Consider the following 24,870-nt stretch of genomic DNA (forward strand, 5'->3'; position numbering starts at 1 on the left):
CTTAACAACTCAAAAACATAAAGGTTTAGGTCTGGAGAATGTTCTTCAAGACCTAAACCATTTTGCGTATATAATGATTACATACGCTATCACTATTTTTTTTAATCAAAATTCCGTCCATTGATGTTATCAACACAAGCCGAAAGATTAAATTTCTCCTCTATTGTAAATAGAACAGAATATCCAGATTTCTTGGATATTCAGATAAAATCCTTCCAGGATTTTTTCCAATTAGAAACTAAATCTGAAGAAAGAGGAGATGAGGGTCTATATAATACCTTCATGGAAAATTTCCCTATTACAGATTCTCGTAATCAATTTGTTTTAGAATTTTTAGATTACTTCGTAGATCCGCCAAGGTATGCTATTGATGAGTGTATTGAGCGAGGACTTACATACAGTGTTCCTTTAAAAGCAAGGTTAAAGTTATATTGTACAGACCCTGAACATGAAGATTTCGAAACCATTGTTCAAGATGTGTACTTAGGAACTATACCTTATATGACACCAAGTGGTACATTTGTTATCAACGGTGCAGAACGTGTTGTAGTATCGCAATTGCACAGGTCTCCAGGTGTATTCTTTGGTCAATCATTTCATGCGAATGGAACAAAATTGTACTCTGCAAGGGTAATTCCTTTTAAAGGTTCTTGGATTGAGTTTGCTACGGATATTAATCAGGTAATGTATGCTTACATCGATAGAAAGAAAAAGTTACCAGTTACAACTTTGTTTAGAGCTATTGGTTTTGAACGTGATAAAGATATCTTAGAGATTTTTGATTTAGCTGAAGAGGTTAAAGTATCTAAATCTGGATTAAAAAAATACTTAGGAAGAAAATTAGCAGCTCGTGTATTAAATACATGGCATGAGGATTTTGTTGATGAAGATACAGGCGAAGTAGTATCAATCGAGCGTAACGAAATTGTACTTGATCGTGATACTATTCTGGATAAAGAAAACATTGAAGAAATTCTTGAAGCTGGTGTTAAAACCATTCTTTTACATAAAGAAAGTGCTGAACAAGGTGATTATGCTATTATTCATAACACACTTCAAAAAGATCCAACAAACTCTGAAAAAGAGGCTGTTGAACATATCTATAGACAATTACGTAATGCTGAGCCGCCAGATGAGGAAACAGCACGTGGTATTATAGATAAGTTATTCTTTTCAGATCAACGTTACTCTTTAGGTGAAGTAGGTCGTTACAGAATGAATAAAAAATTGGGTCTTGATATTGGCATGGATAAGCAAGTACTTACCAAAGAAGATATCATTACTATCATAAAATATTTAATCGAGCTTATCAATTCTAAAGCAGAGATTGATGATATTGATCACTTATCTAATCGTCGTGTACGTACAGTGGGTGAACAATTATCTTCTCAGTTTGGAGTTGGTTTAGCACGTATGGCACGAACTATTCGTGAACGTATGAACGTTCGTGATAATGAAGTGTTTACACCAATTGACTTAATTAATGCTAAGACTTTATCGTCCGTAATTAATTCATTCTTTGGTACTAATCAATTATCTCAGTTTATGGATCAAACGAATCCATTAGCAGAGATTACTCATAAACGTCGTTTATCAGCTTTAGGACCTGGTGGATTATCAAGAGAAAGAGCGGGGTTTGAGGTACGTGATGTTCACTATACACACTACGGAAGACTTTGTCCAATTGAAACACCAGAGGGACCTAATATTGGTTTAATATCGTCACTTTCTGTATTTGCTAAAGTGAATTCTATGGGATTCATTGAAACACCTTATAGAAAAGTAACTGATGGTGTTGTTGATATTAAAAACGAACCAACTTATTTAAGTGCAGAAGAGGAAGAAGAAAAGTTAATTGCTCAAGCTACTGTTGAAGTAGATGACGATGGTAAAATTCTTCATGATAAAGTAATTGCAAGAATGGAGGGTGACTTCCCAGTAATTGATCCGAAAGGATTACATTATACTGATGTAGCGCCTAATCAAATTTCTTCAATTTCAGCATCTTTAATTCCTTTCTTAGAGCATGATGATGCGAATAGAGCCTTGATGGGATCGAATATGATGCGTCAAGCAGTTCCATTATTATTACCTCAAGCACCAATTGTTGGTACTGGTTTAGAGCGCCAAGTAGCATCAGATTCTAGAGTATTAATTAATGCTGAAGGAGCTGGAGAAGTTCTGTATGTTGATGCTAATGAGATTAAAATAAAATACGAACGTACCGAAGATGAAGCTAAAGTAAGTTTTGATAGCGATATTAAAACTTATGAATTAGTAAAGTTTAGAAAAACGAATCAAGGTACTTCTATAAACCTTAAACCAATTGTGGTTAAAGGAGATAAAGTAGCGAAGGGTCAAGTTTTATGTGAAGGGTATGCAACTCAAAAAGGTGAGTTAGCGCTTGGTAGAAATATGAAAGTTGCCTTCATGCCTTGGAAAGGTTATAACTTTGAGGATGCGATTGTAATTTCTGAAAAAGTAGTTCGTGAAGATATATTTACATCTATTCATATTGATGAATATTCTTTAGATGTTCGTGACACTAAATTAGGTAACGAAGAATTAACGAATGATATTCCAAACGTTTCTGAGGAAGCTACTAAAGATTTAGATGAAAATGGAATGATTCGCGTTGGTGCAGAAGTTAAGCCTGGTGATATCCTTATAGGTAAGATTACACCTAAAGGAGAATCTGATCCAACTCCAGAAGAAAAATTATTACGTGCAATTTTTGGTGATAAGGCAGGCGATGTAAAAGATGCATCATTAAAAGCATCACCTTCATTACACGGTGTTGTAATTGAGAAGAAATTATTTGCAAGAGCGGTAAAAGATAAGCGTAAGAGAGCTCAAGATAAAGATGATATCTTGCAATTAGAAGGTATTTACGATGCGAAGTTTGATGAGTTAAAAGATGTTTTAATCGAAAAACTTTTTGCTATTGTAAATGGTAAAACTGCACAAGGTATTTTTAACGATTTAGGTGAAGAAGTATTGCCGAAAGGTAAAAAATTCACACTTAAAATGTTAAATGCTGTTGATGATTATGCACATTTAGTTTCTGGAAAATGGACAACAGATGCTCATACTAATCAATTAGTGGCAGATTTAATTCACAATTATAAGATTAAAGAAAACGACTTACAAGGTTCTTTACGTCGTGAGAAGTTTACCATTTCTGTAGGTGACGAATTACCAGCAGGTATCATTAAGCTAGCTAAAGTTTATATTGCTAAGAAGCGTAAGCTTAAGGTGGGTGATAAAATGGCAGGTCGTCATGGTAATAAAGGTATTGTTGCTCGTATCGTTCGTCAAGAAGATATGCCATTCTTAGAAGATGGAACGCCTGTTGATATTGTATTGAATCCACTTGGTGTACCTTCGCGTATGAATATCGGTCAGATTTATGAAACTGTTCTAGGATGGGCCGGTCAAAAATTAGATCGTACGTATGCAACACCAATTTTTGATGGCGCAAATATCGATCAAATAAATGCTTTAACTGATGAAGCAGGAATTCCAAGATACGGTCATACATATTTATACGATGGTGGAACAGGACAACGTTTCGATCAGCCGGCAACAGTTGGTGTGATTTACATGTTGAAACTTGGACACATGGTTGACGATAAAATGCACGCACGTTCTATTGGACCTTACTCATTAATTACGCAGCAGCCATTAGGTGGTAAAGCACAGTTTGGTGGTCAGCGTTTTGGTGAGATGGAAGTTTGGGCACTTGAGGCTTATGGAGCATCAAGTACCTTACGTGAAATCTTAACTGTAAAATCTGATGATGTAATTGGTAGAGCTAAAACTTACGAAAGTATAGTTAAAGGAGAACCAATGCCAGATCCAGGATTACCAGAATCATTCAACGTACTTATGCACGAATTGAAAGGTTTAGGATTGGACATCAGATTAGAGGAGTAGTAAATTAATTAAATTCATTTCAACCATTTATTATGGCAAGAAAACAAGATAAAAATACAGTTAAGAGATTTAATAAAATCTCAATTGGTTTAGCATCACCAGAATCTATTTTAGCAGAATCTAGAGGTGAGGTATTAAAGCCAGAAACTATCAATTATCGAACTCACAAACCTGAACGTGACGGTTTGTTCTGTGAGCGTATTTTTGGTCCTGTAAAGGATTATGAGTGTGCTTGTGGTAAGTATAAAAGAATTCGCTACAAAGGTATTGTTTGTGACCGTTGTGGTGTTGAAGTAACAGAAAAGAAAGTACGTCGAGATAGAGTAGGACACATTAATTTAGTTGTTCCTGTAGCTCATATCTGGTATTTCCGTTCTTTACCTAACAAAATAGGATACTTATTAGGATTACCATCTAAGAAATTAGATATGATTATTTACTACGAACGTTACGTAGTCATTCAACCAGGTAATGCAAAAAATGAAGAAGGTGAGCCATTACAAAAAATGGATTTCCTTACCGAAGAAGAATACTTAAATATATTAGAAGCTCTTCCTCAAGAGAATCAATATTTGGATGATTCTGACCCAGAAAAGTTTTTAGCTAAAATGGGTGCTGAATGTTTAATTGAGTTATTATCTAGAATAGATTTAGAAGCCTTATCATACGAGTTGCGTCATAAAGCAAATACTGAAACGTCCAAACAACGTAAAACAGAAGCTTTAAAACGTTTACAAGTTGTGGAAGCGTTACGTGAATCTAATAACAATAGAGAAAATCGTCCTGAATGGATGATTATGAAAGTTGTGCCAATCATTCCACCAGAATTAAGGCCATTAGTGCCTTTAGATGGAGGTCGTTTTGCGACGTCAGATTTGAATGATTTATATCGTCGAGTAATTATCCGTAACAATCGTCTTAAGAGATTGGTTGAGATAAAAGCTCCCGAAGTAATTTTACGTAATGAAAAACGTATGCTTCAAGAGTCTGTGGATTCATTATTTGATAATACACGTAAGTCTTCGGCAGTAAAAACAGATTCTAACAGACCATTAAAATCGTTGTCAGATTCACTTAAAGGAAAGCAAGGACGTTTCCGTCAAAACTTACTTGGTAAACGTGTTGATTATTCTGCACGTTCTGTAATTGTTGTCGGTCCAGAATTAAAATTATTCGAATGTGGGTTGCCTAAAAATATGGCAGCTGAGTTATATAAGCCTTTCGTAATTAGAAAATTAATTGAAAGAGGGATTGTAAAAACAGTAAAGTCTGCGAAGAAAATTATAGATAAAAGAGAGCCCGTAGTTTGGGATATATTGGAAAATGTACTTAAAGGACATCCAGTATTACTAAACCGTGCGCCTACATTACACCGTTTGGGAATCCAAGCATTCCAACCAAAATTAATTGAAGGGAAAGCTATCCAGTTACACCCATTGGTGTGTACTGCATTTAATGCTGATTTTGATGGTGACCAGATGGCAGTGCATTTACCATTAGGACCTGAGGCTATTTTAGAGTGTCAGCTACTAATGTTAGCATCTCATAATATATTGAACCCAGCTAACGGTTCACCAGTTACTGTACCATCACAGGATATGGTACTTGGTCTTTATTATATGACTAAGTTGCGTAAGTCTACTCCAGAAGTACCAATTCTAGGAGAAGGATTAACATTTTATTCTCCAGAAGAAGTAGAAATTGCTTTTAATGAGAAAAGAGTTGATTTGAATGCAGGTATCAAAGTAAGAACTATCGATATTAATGATGATGGTAAACTAGATAGAATGATTGTTGAAACTACAGTTGGTCGTGTGTTATTTAATCAACATGTACCGCAAGCTGCAGGATTTATCAATCAAGTATTAACCAAGAAGTCTTTAAGAGATATTATTGGTGATATTCTTAAAGTAACATCTGTTCCAGAAACAGCCGATTTCCTTGATGCGATTAGGACTTTAGGGTTTAAATTTGCATTCCAAGGCGGATTATCATTTAGTTTAGGAGATATTATTATTCCACCAGAAAAACAAGGAATGATTGATAAAGCTAACACTTTAGTTGATGGTATTATGGGTAACTATAATATGGGACTTATTACCAACAACGAACGTTATAACCAAGTTATTGATATTTGGACCTCTACAAATGCAGAATTGACTGAATTGTCAATGAAACGTATTCGTGAAGATCAACAAGGATTTAACTCGGTGTTTATGATGCTTGACTCTGGTGCTCGTGGATCTAAAGAACAGATTCGTCAGCTTACAGGTATGCGTGGATTAATGGCGAAACCTAAAAAATCTAATGCAGGTGGAGGTGAGATTATTGAAAACCCAATTCTTTCTAACTTTAAAGAAGGTCTTTCAATTTTAGAATACTTTATTTCTACTCACGGTGCTCGTAAAGGTTTAGCAGATACCGCTCTTAAAACTGCAGATGCTGGTTATTTAACACGTCGTTTAGTAGATGTTTCTCAAGATGTTATTATCAATAGCGTAGATTGTGGAACATTAAGAGGTGTTGAAGTTGAACCATTAAAAAAGAATGATGAAGTTGTTGAAAATCTTGAAGAAAGAATAGTTGGTCGTACTTCTCTTAATGATGTTTATAATCCATTAACAGATGAGCTACTAGTAGCTGCTGGACAATTAATTGAAGACGATATAGCTAAATCTATTGAAGAATCACCAATTGAAAGCGTAGAAGTGCGTTCAGCATTAACTTGTGAAGCATTACAAGGTATTTGTGCTAAATGTTACGGTCGTAATTTAGCGACAGGCAAAATGGTACAACGTGGTGAAGCAGTTGGTGTAGTTGCTGCTCAATCTATTGGAGAACCTGGTACACAGTTAACACTTCGTACATTCCACGTAGGTGGTATTGCGGGTAACATTTCTGAAGAAAATAAATTAGCTGTTAAATTTGATGGGATTGCTGAGATTGAAGATTTAAAAACAGTTAAAGGTCAAGATGGAGATGGTAACGATATTGATATTGTAATTTCAAGAACTTCTGAACTTAAACTTACAGATAAGAAAACAGGTATTGTTTTAAGTACAAATAATATTCCTTATGGTTCAACTATTCATGTTAAGAATGGTCAAAACCTTAGTAAAGGGGATGTTGTATGTCAATGGGACCCATATAATGGTGTGATTATTTCAGAATTTGCGGGTAAAGTAAAATACGAAAATATTGAGCAAGGTGTTACTTATCAGGTTGAAATTGATGAGCAAACAGGATTCCAAGAAAAAGTTATTTCTGAATCTAGAAATAAGAAACTTATTCCAACCCTTCATATTGAAGATGGAAAAGGCGAAATTATTCGTTCGTACAATTTACCAGTTGGGGCACACTTAATGATTGATGATGGTGAGAAAATTATAGTTGGTAAAATTTTGGTTAAAATACCACGTAAATCTGCAAAAGCAGGAGATATTACAGGTGGTCTTCCTCGTGTAACTGAGTTATTCGAAGCACGTAACCCATCTAATCCAGCAGTTGTAAGTGCTATTGATGGTGTGGTTTCATTCGGAAAAATTAAAAGAGGGAACCGAGAGATAATAGTTGAATCTAAGTTAGGAGATGTTAAGAAATACTTAGTAAAATTATCTAATCAAATTCTTGTTCAAGAAAATGATTATGTAAAAGCTGGTATGCCATTGTCTGATGGTTCAATTACGCCTAACGATATCTTAAATATTAAAGGACCTTCTGCTGTTCAACAATACTTAGTGAATGAAGTACAAGAAGTATATCGTTTACAAGGTGTGAAAATTAATGATAAGCATTTCGAGGTTGTTGTAAGACAAATGATGCGTAAAGTTAGAATTATTGATTCTGGTGACACTATTTTCTTAGAAGATCAATTGGCTCATAAAGCAGATTTCATTAAAGAAAATGACGATATCTTCGGAATGAAAGTAATCGAAGATGCAGGAGAGTCGGCAAATCTTAATGCAGGTCAAATTATTTCACCTCGTGAGTTAAGGGATGAGAATTCTATTTTAAGACGAGAAGATAAGCAACTTGTAGTAGCTAAAGATGCTAAGCCAGCAACGGCAACGCCTATTTTGCAAGGTATTACAAGAGCATCGCTTCAAACGAAGTCATTTATCTCTGCAGCATCGTTCCAAGAAACTACCAAGGTTCTTAACGAAGCAGCAGTAGCAGGTAAAGTAGATACTTTAGAAGGCTTAAAAGAGAATGTAATTGTTGGACATAGAATTCCAGCAGGTACAGGAATGCGAAACTATACTAACATTATTGTTGGCTCAAAAGAAGAGTTTGATGAAATGATGCAAGTGAAGCAAGAGTTAAATTATAATTAATTGTCATTCCTGCGAAGGTAGGAATCTATAAAATAAAAGCCTTCATGTATAATAACTTGAAGGCTTTTTATATTTAAAACATAAAAAAGTTATGGCAAACGAAAAAGACAATAAAAAACAAAGTCAAATAAATATTGAATTAGATGAAAAAGTTGCCGAAGGTACCTATTCCAATTTAGCAATTATTAATCATTCAGTTTCTGAATTTGTTGTTGATTTTGTGAACATCATGCCTGGTGTTCCTAAAAATAAAGTAAAATCGAGAATAATATTAACGCCTCAACATGCTAAACGCTTGCTTAAAGCCTTAGGAGATAATATAACTAGATTTGAAAATGCTCATGGTGAAATTAAAGATTACGAGCAACCACCAATACCCCTGAATTTTGGGCCAACAGGGCAAGCATAATATTTATAAAATCCTTTGAAATTAATTTCAAAGGATTTTTTTTAATCAACACTTATTTATTGAATTTAACTAGCTTGTTTTTTATCGTGTAAGTAAAATTTTAAAGCGCCAGAAGGACATCTATTAATTTGTTTGATAACACTTTCAGTTTTTTTAGCATTATCTAAATTTATCCAGGGTATTACAGAGTTACTGAATACATCAGATAATTCTCTAGCACAAGTTTCAGACAAAGTACATTCACATGGGTCGTAGGTTACAGTAATGTCATTATTACTAAACTCTTTAGCATTAATTTCCATAGTTAATCATTTTTGGGGTTATGATTCTTTTTAAAAGTAAAGCACAGGATGTTGGTGAGTTAAAAATATTGGTTCAAAAGTTTAAAAACTCCGATTAATAGATGAAATACACTTTAGAAATTAAACTCCGAAGTAAAATGGAACTTAATATTTGGGTATTTTTGTTGTGTCATTTGAAGGGAAAATGAAGAATCTGCTAAAAACACCAACTGGTTTTGTTTGTCTTTAGCTAAAAAACGTTGTTTAACTCTAACAAATTCTTTATACTCTTCACTTTGAGAACCTTCAGGGTCGACCCAGCAAGCTTTAAAAACATTCAAGTTTTCGTAGGTACATTTTGCACCATATTCATGTTCTAATCGATATTGAATTACTTCGTATTGCAAGGCACCAACAGTTCCAATGACTTTACGACCGTTGAGTTCAAGAGTAAATAGCTGCGCTACACCTTCATCCATAAGCTGATCTATACCTTTGTAAAGCTGTTTAGATTTTAAAGGGTCTGCATTATTAATGTATCTAAAATGTTCTGGAGAGAAACTAGGAATTCCTCTATAATTTATTTGTTCACCTTCCGTAAGTGTATCACCAATTTTAAAATTACCAGTATCATGTAATCCAACAATATCACCTGGATAGGAAACGTCCACGATTTCTTTTTTTTCAGCAAAAAAAGCATTTGGACTGGAAAATTTCATTTTTTTGTTATTTCTAACATGTAAATAAGGTTTATTTCTTTCAAATTTTCCTGAAACTATTTTAATAAATGCTAGACGATCTCTATGGTTAGGATCCATGTTTGCATGAATTTTAAAAACAAAACCTGTAAATTTTTCCTCAGCTGGTTTAATAAGACGTTCCTCACTTTCTTTCGGTCTAGGTTTTGGTGCTATTTCAATGAAGCAGTCTAATAACTCTCTAACTCCAAAATTATTTAAAGCGGATCCAAAAAAAACAGGTTGAAGATTACCATTTAGGTAGTTTTCCTTGTTGAATTTTGGGTATACACCATCAATAAGTTCTAAATTATCTCTAAGTTCATCAGCAGATTCTTTTCCAATTAATGTGTCTAATTCACTCGAGCCTAAATCGGAAACATTTATAGTTTCTTCAATATTTTTTCTACTATCACCACTAAATAAATTGATATTCTTCTCCCATATATTATAGATTCCTTTAAAATCATAACCCATACCAATAGGGAAACTCAAGGGTGTTACACTTAAACCTAGTTTTTGCTCTACCTCGTCAAGTAAATCGAAAGCATCTTTACCTTCACGATCTAATTTATTAATAAAAACAATCATAGGAATGTTACGCATACGACAAACTTCAACTAACTTCTCAGTTTGCTCTTCCACACCTTTTGCAACATCAATTACCACAATAACACTGTCTACAGCAGTAAGTGTTCTAAATGTATCTTCAGCAAAGTCTTTATGTCCAGGTGTATCTAGTATGTTAACTTTAATGCCATTGTATTCAAAAGCTAAAACAGATGTCGCAACAGAGATTCCACGTTGTCGCTCAATTTCCATGAAATCACTGGTAGCACCCTTCTTTATTTTATTACTTTTAACAGCACCCGCTTCTTGAATTGCTCCACCAAAAAGTAATAACTTCTCGGTTAGTGTTGTTTTACCAGCATCTGGATGCGAAATAATACCAAAAGTTCGCCTACGTTGTATTTCCTTTAAAAAACTCATAAATAATTGTGCAAATGGGTTGCAAAGATACTTTATAATTTACGATTTCAGAATTGGGATTTCAGATTTTATACAGAAGAATGAGTATATTAATATTTTACTTGGTATTTTTGTTTTCTATGGAAGAAGAAAAGGTAATTCTAGTTAATGAGCTAGATGAACAAATAGGTTTAATGCCCAAATTGGAAGCACATGAAAAGGCATTGTTGCATCGTGCATTTTCTGTATTTATTTTTAATGATGCCAATGAATTAATGTTGCAGCAAAGAGCATTGCATAAATATCATTCCCCTGGACTATGGACTAACACTTGTTGCAGTCACCAGCGTGATGGAGAGAGTAATATTGAAGCTGGTAAAAGACGTTTACAAGAAGAAATGGGGTTTGTTGTAAATTTACAAGAAACTATATCTTTTATTTATAAGGCGCCCTTCGATAATGGATTGACTGAGCATGAGTTAGACCATGTTATGGTTGGGAAATATAATCAATCGCCGGAGATTAATTTAGATGAAGTAGCCAATTGGAAATGGATGTCATTAGAAAATGTAAAGGTTGATATAGAGTTGCATCCGCAATATTATACAGAATGGTTTAAAATTATTTTCAAAAAATTCTACCAACATATAAACATAACTTCAAATGAGTAAAGTAACAGTTAGTAGAAAGGCTCACTTTAATGCAGCTCATAGGTTGTATAGAAAAGATTGGAGCAATGAGCAAAATGAAGAAATCTTCGGAAAATGTAATAACCCCAATTTTCATGGGCACAATTACGAGCTCATTGTAAGTGTTACGGGAAGTATTGATACAGACACGGGCTATGTTATTGATATGAAAATTTTGAAAGAAATTATTAAAGAAGAGGTTGAAGATGCTTTTGATCATAAAAACTTGAATCTGCAAGTTGAAGAATTTAAAAATTTGAATCCAACGGCTGAAAATATTTCTGTTGTAATTTATAATAAGATAAAACCACGCTTAGATTCACAATTAGAATTGGAAATCACACTTTTCGAAACACCTAGAAATTTTGTAACCTATTCAGGAAATTAATTATGAGTGATATTTTATATCCTTTTAAATTTAATCCAATTTTAAAAACTAAAATTTGGGGAGGACAAAAGTTGAAATCTATTTTGAATAAAGATTCAGATTTGGATAACATAGGAGAAAGTTGGGAAATTAGTGATGTTGAAGGAGACACCTCTATTGTTTCCAACGGAAGTTTAAAAGGAGAATCTTTAAAGGGTTTATTAGAAACTTTCAAGGCAGATTTAATAGGAGAAAAGAATTATAATAGTTTTGGCAATAAATTCCCTTTGCTTGTTAAGTTTATAGATGCTCGAGAAGACTTATCTATACAGTTACATCCTAATGATGAACTCGCTAAGAAGAGACACAATTCGTTTGGAAAAACCGAAATGTGGTACACATTACAAGCTGATGAAGGTTCGAATTTAATTATTGGTTTTAATCAAGAAATGACACCAAATAAATATTTACAGCATCTGGATAATAAAACATTAAATGAGATTGTAAATTTTGAAAAGGTTAAAAAAGGCGATACATATTTTATAGAAGTAGGGCGTATTCATGCGATTGGTGCGGGTGTTATGGTTGCTGAAATACAACAAACAAGCGATATTACGTATCGCGTTTACGATTGGGATAGAGTTGATGATTCAGGGAATGAAAGAGAACTACATAACGAATTGGCTATTGATGCTTTCGATTTCGATATGCCAGATAACTTTAGAGTTAATTATTCTAAGATTGCTAATCAAACAAATAACATGGTAAGTTGCCCTTATTTTACAACGAATTATTTAAAGGTAAACACAATCATACCAAAAGAAAACACCTTCGATTCTTTTATAATCTACATATGTGTGGAAGGTGAAGCCCAAATTTCAACTGGTACTTTTTCTGAAATATTAAAACAAGGTGAGACTATATTACTTCCAGCTACAATTAAGAATTACAAACTAGAAGCAACTGATTCAAAATTATTAGAAGTCTACGTTTAAAATAAATTGAATTCGTTGCATATTCAAAATGATGTTATGAATAATTTAATTATTTTTGTCTCAACTTTTAAAAACTGAAAAAATGGCAAATGTTAGAGATCTAAAGAAAGATATAAATTATGTTTTGGGCGATATTATTGAAGCAGTATATGTTTGGGAATATGCCAATACAGATAAAGACACAAAAAAGAGCGAAGCGATTATAGATGAAGCTATAGAGACTTTTGATGAATTAATTACAAAAGCTAATGATAAAAGTGTGGAGAATAAAAAATCACATTTTAAAGCTATTCGTAACGACCTTGAATCAAAAGGAAGATCTTTAATCGAAAAAATTAATAAATTAGCATAGTTTAATAATAAGCGTGTAATAAACAAAAAGACCTTTCATGAGAAAGGTCTTTTTGTTTAATTTTAATGAATGCTCTTTAGGGCATTATTTATAGTTTTCTTGATTCTTAATTCCATCAATAAAAATCTGTAATTTTTTACCGTATTTTGAAGCTTTTACCTTTGGAGTTAGCATTTTATTTATTGTATCTAAAAACTTAACTCTGGCATTGTGAATTTCGGTCAGAGCCAAATAAGGAGCTACTTCGCTATCATTATTGTTTAAAGCAAAATTAACAGTTTGTAAATAACGACTTTTTATTAGGCTATTTTGTTTCTCTTCATAATTTTTTACGGCTAATGAGTCCCCATTTATTTGAGCATCAAAATTCTCCTTTATTAAGTCTAAGTTTCTATTGTTTAAACGAGACATCAATAATTGATATTCTTCTAAAGTTTTTTGTTGCTTTGAACCTTTTATTTTTGAGTCAAAAACAAAGTTTTTAAGTGTTGTATTTATTTCTATCACACCTTTATCAGCAAAAAAGGTAATTCTGTCATCTTCACTACTGTTTTTGTCTAAATCCAAGAAAAATATTTCAGGAGATTCAATAACGCTATGTAATTCAAATTGTGAATTTCCTTTAATTTCAATAGAGTCTACAGTTATAAGTAAAGAGTCAATATATTTCTTTAGGTACACTGTGCCTTTCTTTAGGTCTTTAACGTTTCCTTTTACGGTTAAATCATGTTGTTCTTTTGAACATGCTACAGCAAAAAGAATTACAAAAAATAATAAGATGTTTTTCATTTTTTAATGAGGGTTTTAAGACCGCAAATATGCTAATTTATATTGAAATATTACCCGCCAGCAGCAATTTTCATTAATTCTGTACAAATCATGGCGCCATAGGTTCCTACTACATAACCAAATACGGCTAATAATACACCTACACTAGCTAATGAAGGGTGAAAAGCAGCAGCAACTACTGGAGCTGAAGCTGCACCTCCAATATTAGCTTTACTTCCAACAGCTAAAAAGAAATAGGGGGCTTTTATAAGTTTAGCCACTAAGATTAGTAAAGTCACATGAATTGCCATCCAAACTAAACCAACCACAATCAATCCTGGGTTATCTGCGATTTTTGTTAGGTCCATTTTCATTCCTATTGTTGCGACCAATATCCAAATAAAAACACTCCCAATTTTACTAGCTCCAGCACCTTCATATTTCCTAAATCTGGTAAAGGATAAAAGAATTCCAATTGCAGTAGCAATCGTTACCATCCAAAAGAACTGCGAACCGAATGAAGACAATGCCGAACTTTTATCACTGACAGCTTCAAAATTCGTTTTTAAAAACTCTGATATGCCATTTGCTCCAAAATGTGCAAATCCAACTACTGTGAAAGCTATACCAAGAATAATCATATGGTCTGATAAGCTTGGATTTCTCTCAATTTTGGCGGCATAAGAAGATACTTTTGCTTTTAATTCTTCAATAGCAGATGTATCTGCTTTTAGCCATCTGTCTATTTGTTCAGTCTTTCCTATGCCTAGAATTAAAATAGCCATCCATATTTCTGCAACTATAATATCTACTATGACCATGCTGGCATAATTTTCAGTATTGTATCCGTAAATTTCGAGCATAGCAGCTTGATTAGCCCCACCACCTATCCAGCTTCCAGCAAGAGTAGATAAGCCTCTCCATACGGCATCAGGCCCAATGCCTCCAACTGTTTCTGGTGACACTGTGGATATTAAAAGTACGGCAATTGGTCCTCCAATAATGACACCCACTGTACCAGTTAAAAACATAATTAGAGCTTTTGGTCCAAGGTTGAAAACAGCTTTAAGGTCTATACTTAATGTTAATAGAACTAACGAAGCCGGTAACATAAATCTACTTGCTATATAGTATACTTGAGAAGTATGAGTCGTAATTTCTCCCGATTCAGAAACAGTCGTCCATTCTGGAGATATTAATCCTAGGGTTGTTAATAGACCTGGAAGCATGTAAGCCATTAAAAGAGCAGGTATATATTTATAGAATTTTTTCCAAAAGGAATTGTTGCTTGTCGAAGTATAAAAAACAAAACCTAGAGTAAGCATTAATAATCCAAAAACAATAGTGTCATCTGTAAAAAAAGGTTGATTATTCATGAATATATTGGTTAATTTGAAGATGTAATATAGCTAAAATAAAAAAACAAGTTATTCTACTTTGGCACACCATTTGATATATGTATAGTAATTACATTCATTATAATAAGTTTATTGAGTGGTTACTTTAAACTTTTGAATTGTAATCCATATTTTTGGTTGGTTAGTTAGTAAAAAAGCATCCTATTTAGGATGCTTTTTTAATTTTATATGTTTAGCGCCTTTAATAAGGACAACCACAATTATTGTTATTTCCTTTAAATATATCTGCGATACTAGTGCCATCTGTTCGGAATATATCTATAGAAACACTTAATCTTAGCATTTTTGGCGTATATGGTTTTGCATCAGCTAAATTGATTCCAAAGGCATTATTATTCATGTCTAAATCAACTTGCTCTCCAGGTGTGCCTTCAACTTGCTCTTTTGTTCCAACCTCATATCTTAAATCTACGCTAAATCTATTATAACGCACCATAATTCCGAAATTCAAGCTAGTAGTATTCTTATCCAAGTCAAAACCATCACTAAAAGAAGTGGCTTGAACACCTTCTAACTTATAATCATCAAAGAAATTAAAACTAGGACCAGCATATAGAAATACAGGTTTAGCAACCTGAAGTCCAAATAGTATTGGTATTTCCATTTTGGAGGTTGTCCATTTTGCATCTCTTCGAGGAAATTCATAATGATTTTCTAAAGAAACGTAGTTTAGCTCTGATCTTATGTAAAAACTTTTAAACTCAACCATAAAATAGGCGCCAATTTGATAACTAATATCTTTAGTTGGAGAAAATAATTCATCAGCTTTTCCTGAAGCTATGGAACCACCTCTCGAATTAATATCACCAATGGTATTAGTATTTAAACCCGCTTTGACTCCAAAGACATATTCTTGAGAAAACAGCAAAGTAGATTGAAAAAACAGAAAGACTGTTAGTAGGTAAAAGGGTCTCATTATTAATCGATTTGGTTAAAATTTACCGAAATATAAAATTAAAACAGTAAATATGAATGAAATTACGACAAGAAGTTAATATTTACTTTGAAATGAAGAAATCCATTGCTCTATTCTCTAATTATTTGATTTTATGAAGTTTATAACTTTATTGGTCAATTCATCGGAAATTTTTCTGAGCGGTTCATTGTAAGATTTTGAGTTATCCAAGTTATCACCAGCTATAGGAACAAGCACATGGTTCATATTTTCTACGATAATCAGTTTAGCTTCTGGAACTGCTTTTTTTAATGTATTAGCCTCCTCAACACTTACTTGCAAGTCTTTATCTCCGTTTATTATAAGAATTGGTATTTTCAATTTCTTAATTACTTTTGTTGGATCATATTGAATCCAATTTCTCATAAAACCCTGAATATCTTCTTTAAAAATCGATGTTAGGGCTTGAGGATAATCTTTAACTGTTTTTCCCTTTTTTAAGGCTGTGAATATGCGTTTGGTATCTTCATTAAACTGAGGAGCGGTTAAATTAATCTGCTCGATAATAACATTATCTATACTTTGTCCTGCACCAGCTAAAGAAATAAAACCGTCAGCTCGATTTTTAGCAGCGATCATTCCTACTAAACTTCCTTGACTATGACCAACTATAAAAATTTTACTAAAGAATCTTCGCTTTTTAAAATAGTTAATGGTAGATATGGCATCATCTATAAAATCATCAAACATAATGTCCTTATCGATAATTCCTTGCTTTATTTGTTTTACAATCCGTTTGTCGTACCTATAGGTTGCAATACCATTAATTGATAAAGTTTCTGCTAGTTTTTTTAAGGAATTATTTTTTAGAAAATTTTGATTGCCATTTCTATCAGTTGGCCCTGAACCACCAATTATAATTGCTAATGGGGTATTAGTTTTATCCAAAGGTTGGAGTAAGGTTCCTTCGATATATTTATTTATTGATAAATTTTGTTCTGTAAAGGGTTTGTTTTGAGCAAAGCCCATATTATAGCAAAGGAAGGCGAATATTAATACTTTAATTTTCATTTATATATCATGGTTAAGTAATACATCAAATTTACTAATAGAAGTAACTAAATAAATAATGTTTTATTGTTTTTTATTCTACACGAATGATATGCATTTCGTCGATAATATCTTTTATTACGACGATAAATGTTAAAAATAAGTGTATTTCATCGATTTTATATGTTTTTTATCGTTGTGTTTCATTTATATTTTTACTTTTGGTGTGTACTAAATAACATACTTTTTAGTTCAATGGATTAATTAATTAATATTTGCATTATGTTGTTGATATAGAGACCCTAAATCTAACTTCGTAAGTAAAAAGCAAATTAAGAAAAAACCGAGTTTGAGGGAACTCGGTTTTTTTGTGTTTAAAACTCTGGATAAACTTATTTTATATAAATTCGCTAGTAACTCAAGTTTATGAAATTATGTAGTTATTTATATTGCCTATTCTTTTGCATTATTAGTTTTGCACAATTACCTGAAGGGTTTGTTTATGCAGATGATGTTATTCCAGATATTGATGTAGAATTAAGGTATTATTCATCAAACAATTTTGTTGGAACAGCCATTAATGGCTATAATGCGAATAAACTTATACTAACAAAACAAACTGCGGAAGCACTTAAAAAAGTGCAGAGCTATTTACAAGAAAAAAACTTATGCTTGAAAGTGTATGATGGGTATAGACCACAACGTGCTGTCGATCATTTTTTAGTTTGGGCGCGTGATATTAATGATACCCTTAATAAGCATATTTTTTATCCAGATGTAAAGAAAAAGGATTTGTTTAAAGAAGAATATATAGCTTCAAAATCGGGTCATAGTAGAGGTAGTACAGTAGACATAACAATTATTGACGGAAATACGAGTTTGTCAATAGACATGGGCAGCAAATATGATTTTTTTGGAAAAGAATCTTGGATAAATTTTACTAATATTTCTGAAGAACAGCAGGCTAATAGACAACTTTTACAAAGTGTTATGCTGAAATTTGGATTTAGAAATTATCCTAAAGAATGGTGGCATTTCACTTTAAACGGAGAACCATTTTCTAATACATACTTTAATTTTCCTATTGAATAAAAAAACCTGTTTTCTAAATGAGAAAACAGGTTTTAGTATTTTTTGATCGATGATAGTTTTATTCTTTATCTAAGTCTTTGGTCATTTTAAAACCAAGAAACAATCCTGCACCAGCCATAAAGAATATGATAGCAGGGTAAACAGCACCTTCTTCTAATGTTGTAAATTCAGTAAGCAGCATTGCCAAGAATACACCAATACCAATTCCCATTAGCAATAATGCTAAATTTAAAAGAAGCACTTTCCAGATAGGAGAATTACTTCTTCCTCTCATAAAGATGCTTGCATCTGCTCCTTTCTCTATGAGCGCTAAACGTTCCTTGTTTCTAGTAGATAAGTATAAGTAAACAATCCCGAATATCGCGATAAATAGACTAATAGGTATTAAAATTCCTTCCATAATTGTTTGTTTTTAATTGATTAAATTTAATGTGTTCATAGCCTAAGACGATAAGTTCTTAGTTTTGGTTACAATTTTAGCAAAAAAATATTTTTAATTTTTTTTGTAACCTAAAATAACAATGACTCGTCTCATTAATGAAATGACCATCGACGACCAACATTATATCAATTTAGTAATTGATGGCGATTCTAATGCTTTTTCAGTATTAGTTGATCGCTATAAAGATTTAGTTTTTACTTTAGCGTTGCGTATGCTAAAGAATAGGGAGGAGGCTGAAGAAGTTTCGCAAGATACTTTTATAAAAATATATAAATCATTAAATAAGTTTAAAGGAGATTCTAAATTTTCAACATGGGTGTATAAAGTAACTTATAATACATGTTTGGACAGATTGAAAAAAAATAGAAAACATTTTAATGATGTCCCAATTAATGAATTTACTGAGCATGAAGTAAAAACAATTGATAATTCATTGGATAGTTTGGAACAGGAGGAATATAGTAAAACTATTCGAGATTGTATAGCCTTATTGTCAAGTGAGGATGCATTTTTGTTAACCTTATACTATTTTGAAGAATTATCTTTAGAAGAAATATCTAAAACAGTTGGTTTAAAGGCTAACAATTTAAAAGTAAAAATATTTAGAGGAAGAAAAAAATTAGCAACCGTATTAAGAGAACACCTAGAACCAGAAATAATTGAAAGTTATGAAAGAGCAGGAAGATAATTATTTAGACAATTTAGCAAAAAAAATTATAAGCAATGGCTTACTAGAAACCCCATCTTTTAATTTTACAGAGAAGGTTATGTCTATAGTTTCAGAGTTTAGTAAAAACTCTGCTACAACTTATGAGCCTTTAATTTCTAAAAAATATTGGATTGTAATTGGTGTTTCTCTAATAACCTTAATGCTTTATTTACTTTTTGGAAATCAATTGGAAACATCTAATTGGTTCAGTATGTTGGATTTTAGTGTTATATCAAATAATGCTATTACAAACGCATTTTCAGGTATAACAATTTCTAAAACATTTAGTTACGCTATAATATTCTTTTGCTTGATGCTTTGTATTCAAATACCGTTTTTGAAGTATCATTTTGATAAAAGGCTAGCCAATTAATTTTTATAATGCCAAAAAGGAATCTTTGAAATATTCCATCGGATAGTATCACTTTTTCTAATACGTAGCCGATTTATTTTTAAAGTATGCTTTCCTTCCTTTAGTTTATTTGTGCCTATATAAGTTTCAAAACCTAATTCATTCTTGTAATTTTTTGATAATATAAATTCGGGATTATACTTCACAGAATCTATAATAACATAATAAATCGAGTTAAATGTTTTTATATATTCTTTATGAAGACTATCTCTTTTTTTAGAAAAGTAAAATTGATTACTCCCACCTATTGTTATGTTGGTCTCTAAGCCTCGATTATCTTCTTTTGGCTTAAGGCCTGGGTTAATTTTGAAAATATTGTCTTCAATATTATCTGAAAAAACTAGAAATACTTTTATAAAAGGATCTGTGATTACTTTAGATTGAATCATAGCGTTTCTCATAAAACCATTATTCTTAATTAAAAGATCTTCATAGTTTTCGCTGTTAGCTATATATTCATTTGATGAATTATCTGGATTTAGATAATTGGAATAATTGTAGGTTAATGAAGTTGATATTAAAATAAGAATATATAAAGGCACTAAAATGAAGCTTAAACGTCTTCCAAATTTATTGTCTAAAAAGTTATAAACTAAGGGTCTATATAAGAAAGACAGTGTTATAAAACTAAATACCCAATAAATAGGGAAGTAAATTTTAGAAAGCCATTTTTTCTTTTTCAGAAAACCAAGAGTCAAGAAATCTATAAAAGTAAGTATTGCTCCTAAAACTATAAAAAGTAGAAGCATAATTCCTAAACCTTTTGCTAACCATTCAGGTAAACTTTCACTATCAATAATATAATTACCAACAAAAGCAATAGATAGAATTGTAAATGTAATAGCTAAAACATAGAAAATAAGTAAAAATGAAATGGCGAAAATAATACTGCAATAATTTTCTAATGTTGCAATATATCTATCAAAAGAACCAACCTTTTTTTCTAAATATTTTGTGAATTTTTTACTATACTTTAAACTTTCGTAATTTATATCTCCAGAAACATAGCGGAGGCCTAATGCACCTATCCATAATCCACGCAGGAGAACATGAAGTAGTAAATTAAATATTAAAATGGCACAAGAAATTTGAGCTACTAGCGAAATAATAAACTTATAAATTTGTTCACTATTTTCAGATTCTTGGACACTTAATTGAATACTTGGGTAAGCACTAATTAACCCAAAAATTGCAAAACCCGATATTATTAGTTCTAATTGCCAGCTCTCCTCTTGTAGTTTCTGCAATAATTTTTTAAACGCTGGGTTTGTATAATCGTTGCTCATAAACAGAAATATTTCCTCTAATATAGCGACTTTTGTTAGAATGCAGATTCTAAATTATAAGCACTAACGTGTAAATTTTAATATTTGTGCGGAATGTTGTGGAAATTTGGAAATTAGAGCATTCTTTGTAGCAAGCTCAAAATCTTCAAAATCAAAACCAGGAGCAACAGTGCATCCCAACAAGCTATAATCGTTTGTATTTATTACCTCTGCAGCAAACCAGTGATTTGCTAATACAGTATATTGAAGAAATTCGTCATTTTCTATGTTGCTACCTATAATTACATTCCAATAGTTGCCCTCCTCAGAAATTACATGAAGTTTTATAGGTGAGCCCTTGTAAAAATGCCAAATCTCATCTTGATTTATTCTATGAAAAGCAGAGAAATTATCAGAGGTTAGTAAAAAATAAATTGATGTAGAATAATTTCGTTCACCTGAAAAATCAGAATTTAAGTTATCTGCATTTATTACTCCCTTACTTCTATAAACTTCCTTAAAAAAGCCTCCTTCAGGATGTGGTACTAATTGAAGTTTATTTACAATTTGCTCAATTTCAGTCATTCTACGCTTTTTAATACCAACGCTTTTTTTTCTTTTTTGAAGCAACGCTTTTACGTCCTTTTTTGTGTTTGCTTCCTGTTTTTGTAGACTTATGAATAATAGGTTTTACTTTAGGGTCTAATGGATATGGATGCTCTTCAATTATATCTAATTGAATCTGAATAAGTTGTTGTATGGCTTTTATATAATTTTTTTCATCAGCAGAACAAAATGAATAGGCCGCCCCAGAGTTTCCTGCTCTTGCCGTTCTACCAATTCTATGAACGTAGGTTTCAGGTATGTTAGGTAAATCAAAGTTTATTACTGCATCTAATTCGTTAATATCAATTCCGCGAGCAGCAACATCTGTAGCTATTAGAATATTTACTTCACCTTTTTTAAACCGATTTAATGAGTCCTGTCTTGTTGTTTGGCTTTTATCGCCATGAATGCTGTCTACTTTGTATCCATTTTTCAATAGCGTTTTTTCAAGTTTGTCCACACCAAATTTTGTGCGTCTAAAAATAATAATGTTCCCTTTTATGGTATTTCTCAAAACATGTAAACACAATTCAATTTTGTTGCGTTTGGGAACGTAGTATAGCCATTGATTTACATTCTTTGAAGTTGAAGAATTTTGAGCGACTTCAACACGTTCTGGATTGTTTAAAATAGTATTGGCTAAAAATTCAACTTTATGAGGAATCGTCGCTGAAAATAAAAGAGTCTGTTTATCTCTAGTGCAAAGGCGTTCAATCTTTCTAACATCATCAATAAAACCCATATCTAACATTAAATCGGCTTCATCTAAAACAAGTGTTTCCACATAATCAAGATTTATAACATCTTGTTTGTGTAAATCCAGTAAACGTCCAGGGGTAGCAATTAAAATATTAACCCCTTTTTTTAAAATATCTTTTTGAGGTTCTATGGATGTGCCGCCATAAACAACAGTTGTTCTTAAGTTGGTATATGTGCTGTAAGTTTTAAAACTATTCTCAATTTGTATAGCTAATTCCCTAGTTGGGCTTACAATTAAAGCTTTAATTTTTTTCCCCTTTTTAGGAGTGTCTTGTTGATCTAATAATGATTGCAAAATTGGCAGTGCAAAAGCAGCCGTTTTACCTGTTCCTGTTTGAGCAGAAACAATCACATCTTTTTTGTTTAAAACAAGATGGATTGTTTTTTCTTGAACTAAAGTGGGGTTGTCATACCCAGCCTCTGCTATAGCACGCAAGAGGGGTTTACTTATTTTTAAATCTTTAAAAGACATCTATAGGATTATTTGCAACAAAGATATGATAATCGAGTTCAAAGGGATATTAAAAAAAGAACTGCTATAAAAAAGATTTCAGTTTATCTCTTTTTCCTTTAGGTAGAGCATTGTTATCCATAATTAAATTAATATGGCCTCTATTTTTTTCTTTGTTGTATAACAAATCAAAAAATTGCCAAGTACTTATGCTCTCCTTAGCTTTTTCAACTAATTCTAAGGTTTCTCCAGTTTTCACATAACCTTCTTCAAGTATACTAACATATGTTCCCGGATAACCGTGGTCTATAAATTGCTTTAAGACCTCTTGAGAGCCAAATTTTACGCCGAATTTAAAACAAGGTTCTCGCGGTTGTGTTACTTGTACAAGGGTTGAGCCAATTTTAAAAATATCGCCTATATGAATATCTTTTTCATTTAATCCAGAAATTGTTAAGTTTTCTCCAAACATGCCCCATTCCCATTCCAAATTTGGGTACAAATCTTTCCAATAGTTATATTGATCTTTAGAAAACAAATAACACGCTTTAAATTCGCCGCCATGTACATTTCTATCTGAAATCTCATCGTTTTGAACACTTTGATTTCTTAATAGAATTGGTGAATTAACGGATTTTTTATATATACCAGTAGTTACTTTTTGTCCATTCCAAATTATGGTGGTTGGTTTTGCTATGTTGGTGGAGATGATTTTCAAAAGATTCGTTTAACGGTTTTGTGTATGGTTTCATTGTGTGAAATTCCTCTCGGGTTTTCATATTAAGAACCAAGATAGTAAAAGTGCGAGGAATTTCCGAGCAATGAACTATACACGTTGTTATGTTTTCGAAGTACATCAATCCCGCAAATAACTCAGGACATATTAAGTTTTCAGTTATCGAAATCCCTTAAAAACATTTATTTTTTCCTACAAAAAATTAAATACGTTTTATCAACCAATCTTTGAGCTCATAAAAATTTTGTGGCGCCACACCATGTCCCACAGGGAACTCAGAATATTGGTGTTTTATATTTAGGCTAGTTAAAAAAGGGGCTATCTGTCGTGCCCAATCTACAGGAATTACTTGGTCTACACTGCCATGTGAGCTATAAATATCTAAATGCGTATAATCTAGTTCGTTTAAATTCTCAGGTAAAATTTCATGACTTATATAACCACTTAAGGCTATAATATTTTTAATTTTTTTAGGATAAGAGAAAGCTACCGCATAGCTTAAGATACTACCTTGACTAAAGCCTAAGAGTGTGATATTATCTTTATTAACAGGATAAAGAGCTACGACTTCATCAATAAAGTTGGAAAATATATCACGAGATTCTTTGGCTTGGTCGTTATCGTTCCATTTGCGCTGTTCTGCATCAAAATTAATGGCATACCAAGCATTACCATATGGCTGCATTGGGTAGGGCGCTCTTACGGATATAATAAAAAGCTCTTCTGGTAATTCGTTTGCAAATGAAAATAAATCGTTTTCATCACTTCCATAACCATGCAACATGATTAGAAGTGGTGCGTTTTCAGGAAGGCTTGATTTTCTGGTAGTATGGTATAATGAAGACAAATTATTAGTCATTTATTTTATCTGCCAATATTAGCAAACCATTTTTGAAACAAATCGCCTAATAATGGTACAGTTTGAGCTTTACCACTAATAGCGCCTATTAATCCATAAATAAAAAGGACACTAAAAAAAATGTAGAAACCAGAACTAACGCTCCAACTATCGAATGAGCTTGCTACAAAACCTAAAAGATGAAACATAAGCCATAAACCTAATGATTGTCTTATGTGAAAATTTGTGAACTGATTATTCTTGTCACTATTCATAAAATAAGCTATTATAATTCCTATGATGGCTAGGTAACTTATAATGGCTAAACCTTTTCCTTCGTCAATATCTTGCTGTGTCATA

The 24,870-nt window shown here is 32.2% G+C and carries 23 protein-coding genes; 10 read left to right on the plus strand and 13 right to left on the minus strand.

Features of this window, described 5'->3' with window-relative positions; translation table 11 throughout:
• The first annotated feature begins 123 nt into the window (after window positions 1-123).
• The 3 genes from rpoB (at window position 124) to AC2D6V_RS14960 (ending at window position 8,679) form a co-directional block, all read left to right on the plus strand.
• The gene (gene rpoB, locus AC2D6V_RS14950) at window positions 124-3,936 is read left to right on the plus strand and encodes a DNA-directed RNA polymerase subunit beta (protein ID WP_484649735.1); all 3,813 of its coding nucleotides are present in this window, start codon (window positions 124-126) and stop codon (window positions 3,934-3,936) included.
• 32 nt (window positions 3,937-3,968) lie between these two features.
• Window positions 3,969-8,270 (plus strand): DNA-directed RNA polymerase subunit beta', encoded by a 4,302-nt coding sequence (gene rpoC, locus AC2D6V_RS14955; protein ID WP_484649740.1) that lies wholly within the window; start codon window positions 3,969-3,971, stop codon window positions 8,268-8,270.
• Window positions 8,271-8,361: 91 nt separating this feature from the next.
• Window positions 8,362-8,679, plus strand: a complete 318-nt coding sequence (locus tag AC2D6V_RS14960) for a DUF3467 domain-containing protein (protein WP_484649745.1) — start codon at window positions 8,362-8,364, stop codon at window positions 8,677-8,679.
• A gap of 65 nt (window positions 8,680-8,744) precedes the next feature.
• Here the strand turns inward: AC2D6V_RS14960 and AC2D6V_RS14965 are convergent, their stop codons facing one another.
• Together AC2D6V_RS14965 and AC2D6V_RS14970 are read right to left on the minus strand one after the other, a co-directional pair.
• Window positions 8,745-8,981: a (4Fe-4S)-binding protein gene (locus tag AC2D6V_RS14965; protein ID WP_484649751.1), complete on the minus strand. Its 237-nt coding sequence runs from the start codon at window positions 8,979-8,981 to the stop codon at window positions 8,745-8,747.
• A gap of 113 nt (window positions 8,982-9,094) precedes the next feature.
• The gene (locus tag AC2D6V_RS14970) at window positions 9,095-10,687 is read right to left on the minus strand and encodes a peptide chain release factor 3 (protein ID WP_484649757.1); all 1,593 of its coding nucleotides are present in this window, start codon (window positions 10,685-10,687) and stop codon (window positions 9,095-9,097) included.
• Window positions 10,688-10,806: 119 nt separating this feature from the next.
• Between AC2D6V_RS14970 and idi the strand changes: the two genes are divergently transcribed.
• The 4 genes from idi to AC2D6V_RS14990 all read left to right on the plus strand — a co-directional run bounded on the left by idi (window position 10,807) and on the right by AC2D6V_RS14990 (window position 13,069).
• Window positions 10,807-11,337, plus strand: a complete 531-nt coding sequence (gene idi / locus AC2D6V_RS14975; RefSeq protein ID WP_484649926.1) for an isopentenyl-diphosphate Delta-isomerase — start codon at window positions 10,807-10,809, stop codon at window positions 11,335-11,337.
• Window positions 11,330-11,743, plus strand: a complete 414-nt coding sequence (locus AC2D6V_RS14980) for a 6-pyruvoyl trahydropterin synthase family protein (RefSeq protein WP_484649761.1) — start codon at window positions 11,330-11,332, stop codon at window positions 11,741-11,743. The genes idi and AC2D6V_RS14980 overlap by 8 nt, the downstream gene beginning before the upstream one ends.
• A 2-nt stretch (window positions 11,744-11,745) precedes the next feature.
• Window positions 11,746-12,717 (plus strand): type I phosphomannose isomerase catalytic subunit, encoded by a 972-nt coding sequence (locus tag AC2D6V_RS14985; protein WP_484649765.1) that lies wholly within the window; start codon window positions 11,746-11,748, stop codon window positions 12,715-12,717.
• A gap of 82 nt (window positions 12,718-12,799) precedes the next feature.
• A complete protein-coding gene (locus AC2D6V_RS14990) occupies window positions 12,800-13,069 on the plus strand; it encodes a hypothetical protein (protein WP_484649769.1) in 270 nt (89 codons plus the stop codon).
• Between the two features lie 84 nt (window positions 13,070-13,153).
• Here AC2D6V_RS14990 and AC2D6V_RS14995 read toward each other — a convergent pair whose 3' ends face one another.
• From AC2D6V_RS14995 to AC2D6V_RS15010, 4 genes are all read right to left on the minus strand, one after another.
• Window positions 13,154-13,858 (minus strand): DUF4369 domain-containing protein, encoded by a 705-nt coding sequence (locus AC2D6V_RS14995; protein ID WP_484649773.1) that lies wholly within the window; start codon window positions 13,856-13,858, stop codon window positions 13,154-13,156.
• 50 nt (window positions 13,859-13,908) lie between these two features.
• Window positions 13,909-15,213 carry a DUF819 family protein gene (locus tag AC2D6V_RS15000; protein ID WP_484649776.1) on the minus strand — a complete coding sequence of 435 codons (1,305 nt, stop codon included), beginning with the start codon at window positions 15,211-15,213 and terminating at the stop codon, window positions 13,909-13,911.
• A gap of 223 nt (window positions 15,214-15,436) precedes the next feature.
• A complete protein-coding gene (locus AC2D6V_RS15005) occupies window positions 15,437-16,171 on the minus strand; it encodes a porin family protein (protein ID WP_484649780.1) in 735 nt (244 codons plus the stop codon).
• 117 nt (window positions 16,172-16,288) lie between these two features.
• A complete protein-coding gene (locus tag AC2D6V_RS15010) occupies window positions 16,289-17,221 on the minus strand; it encodes an alpha/beta hydrolase family protein (RefSeq protein ID WP_484649784.1) in 933 nt (310 codons plus the stop codon).
• A 405-nt stretch (window positions 17,222-17,626) separates the two neighbouring features.
• Here AC2D6V_RS15010 and AC2D6V_RS15015 point away from each other — a divergent pair, with 405 nt between their 5' ends.
• A complete protein-coding gene (locus tag AC2D6V_RS15015) occupies window positions 17,627-18,292 on the plus strand; it encodes a M15 family metallopeptidase (protein WP_484649790.1) in 666 nt (221 codons plus the stop codon).
• Window positions 18,293-18,350: 58 nt separating this feature from the next.
• On the opposite strand, the gene AC2D6V_RS15020 is transcribed toward AC2D6V_RS15015, so the two are convergent.
• The gene (locus tag AC2D6V_RS15020) at window positions 18,351-18,692 is read right to left on the minus strand and encodes a DUF6249 domain-containing protein (RefSeq protein WP_484649793.1); all 342 of its coding nucleotides are present in this window, start codon (window positions 18,690-18,692) and stop codon (window positions 18,351-18,353) included.
• 121 nt (window positions 18,693-18,813) lie between these two features.
• Here AC2D6V_RS15020 and AC2D6V_RS15025 point away from each other — a divergent pair, with 121 nt between their 5' ends.
• Complete coding sequence (locus tag AC2D6V_RS15025) at window positions 18,814-19,422, plus strand: RNA polymerase sigma factor (RefSeq protein ID WP_484649796.1); 609 nt, start codon at window positions 18,814-18,816, stop codon at window positions 19,420-19,422.
• On the plus strand, window positions 19,403-19,816 hold the full coding sequence (locus AC2D6V_RS15030; RefSeq protein WP_484649801.1) for a hypothetical protein: 414 nt from the start codon (window positions 19,403-19,405) through the stop codon (window positions 19,814-19,816). The genes AC2D6V_RS15025 and AC2D6V_RS15030 overlap by 20 nt, the downstream gene beginning before the upstream one ends.
• On the opposite strand, the gene AC2D6V_RS15035 is transcribed toward AC2D6V_RS15030, so the two are convergent.
• The 6 genes from AC2D6V_RS15035 to AC2D6V_RS15060 form a co-directional block, all read right to left on the minus strand.
• Window positions 19,813-21,141, minus strand: coding sequence for a hypothetical protein (locus tag AC2D6V_RS15035; protein ID WP_484649804.1), 1,329 nt, complete (start codon window positions 21,139-21,141; stop codon window positions 19,813-19,815). The two genes, AC2D6V_RS15030 and AC2D6V_RS15035, sit on opposite strands and share 4 nt — an antisense overlap.
• A gap of 63 nt (window positions 21,142-21,204) precedes the next feature.
• Entirely contained in the window at window positions 21,205-21,705 is a 501-nt protein-coding gene (locus tag AC2D6V_RS15040) for a cupin domain-containing protein (protein ID WP_484649807.1), read from the minus strand.
• A gap of 10 nt (window positions 21,706-21,715) precedes the next feature.
• Window positions 21,716-22,957 carry a DEAD/DEAH box helicase gene (locus AC2D6V_RS15045; RefSeq protein ID WP_484649810.1) on the minus strand — a complete coding sequence of 414 codons (1,242 nt, stop codon included), beginning with the start codon at window positions 22,955-22,957 and terminating at the stop codon, window positions 21,716-21,718.
• A gap of 64 nt (window positions 22,958-23,021) precedes the next feature.
• On the minus strand, window positions 23,022-23,654 hold the full coding sequence (locus AC2D6V_RS15050; protein WP_484649812.1) for an MOSC domain-containing protein: 633 nt from the start codon (window positions 23,652-23,654) through the stop codon (window positions 23,022-23,024).
• A gap of 220 nt (window positions 23,655-23,874) precedes the next feature.
• Entirely contained in the window at window positions 23,875-24,531 is a 657-nt protein-coding gene (locus tag AC2D6V_RS15055; RefSeq protein WP_484649814.1) for an alpha/beta hydrolase, read from the minus strand.
• A gap of 5 nt (window positions 24,532-24,536) precedes the next feature.
• On the minus strand, window positions 24,537-24,869 hold the full coding sequence (locus AC2D6V_RS15060; protein ID WP_484649819.1) for a hypothetical protein: 333 nt from the start codon (window positions 24,867-24,869) through the stop codon (window positions 24,537-24,539).
• Window position 24,870 lies beyond the last annotated feature (1 nt).

The sequence above is a fragment of the Algibacter sp. YIN40 genome (genome assembly GCF_057219435.1).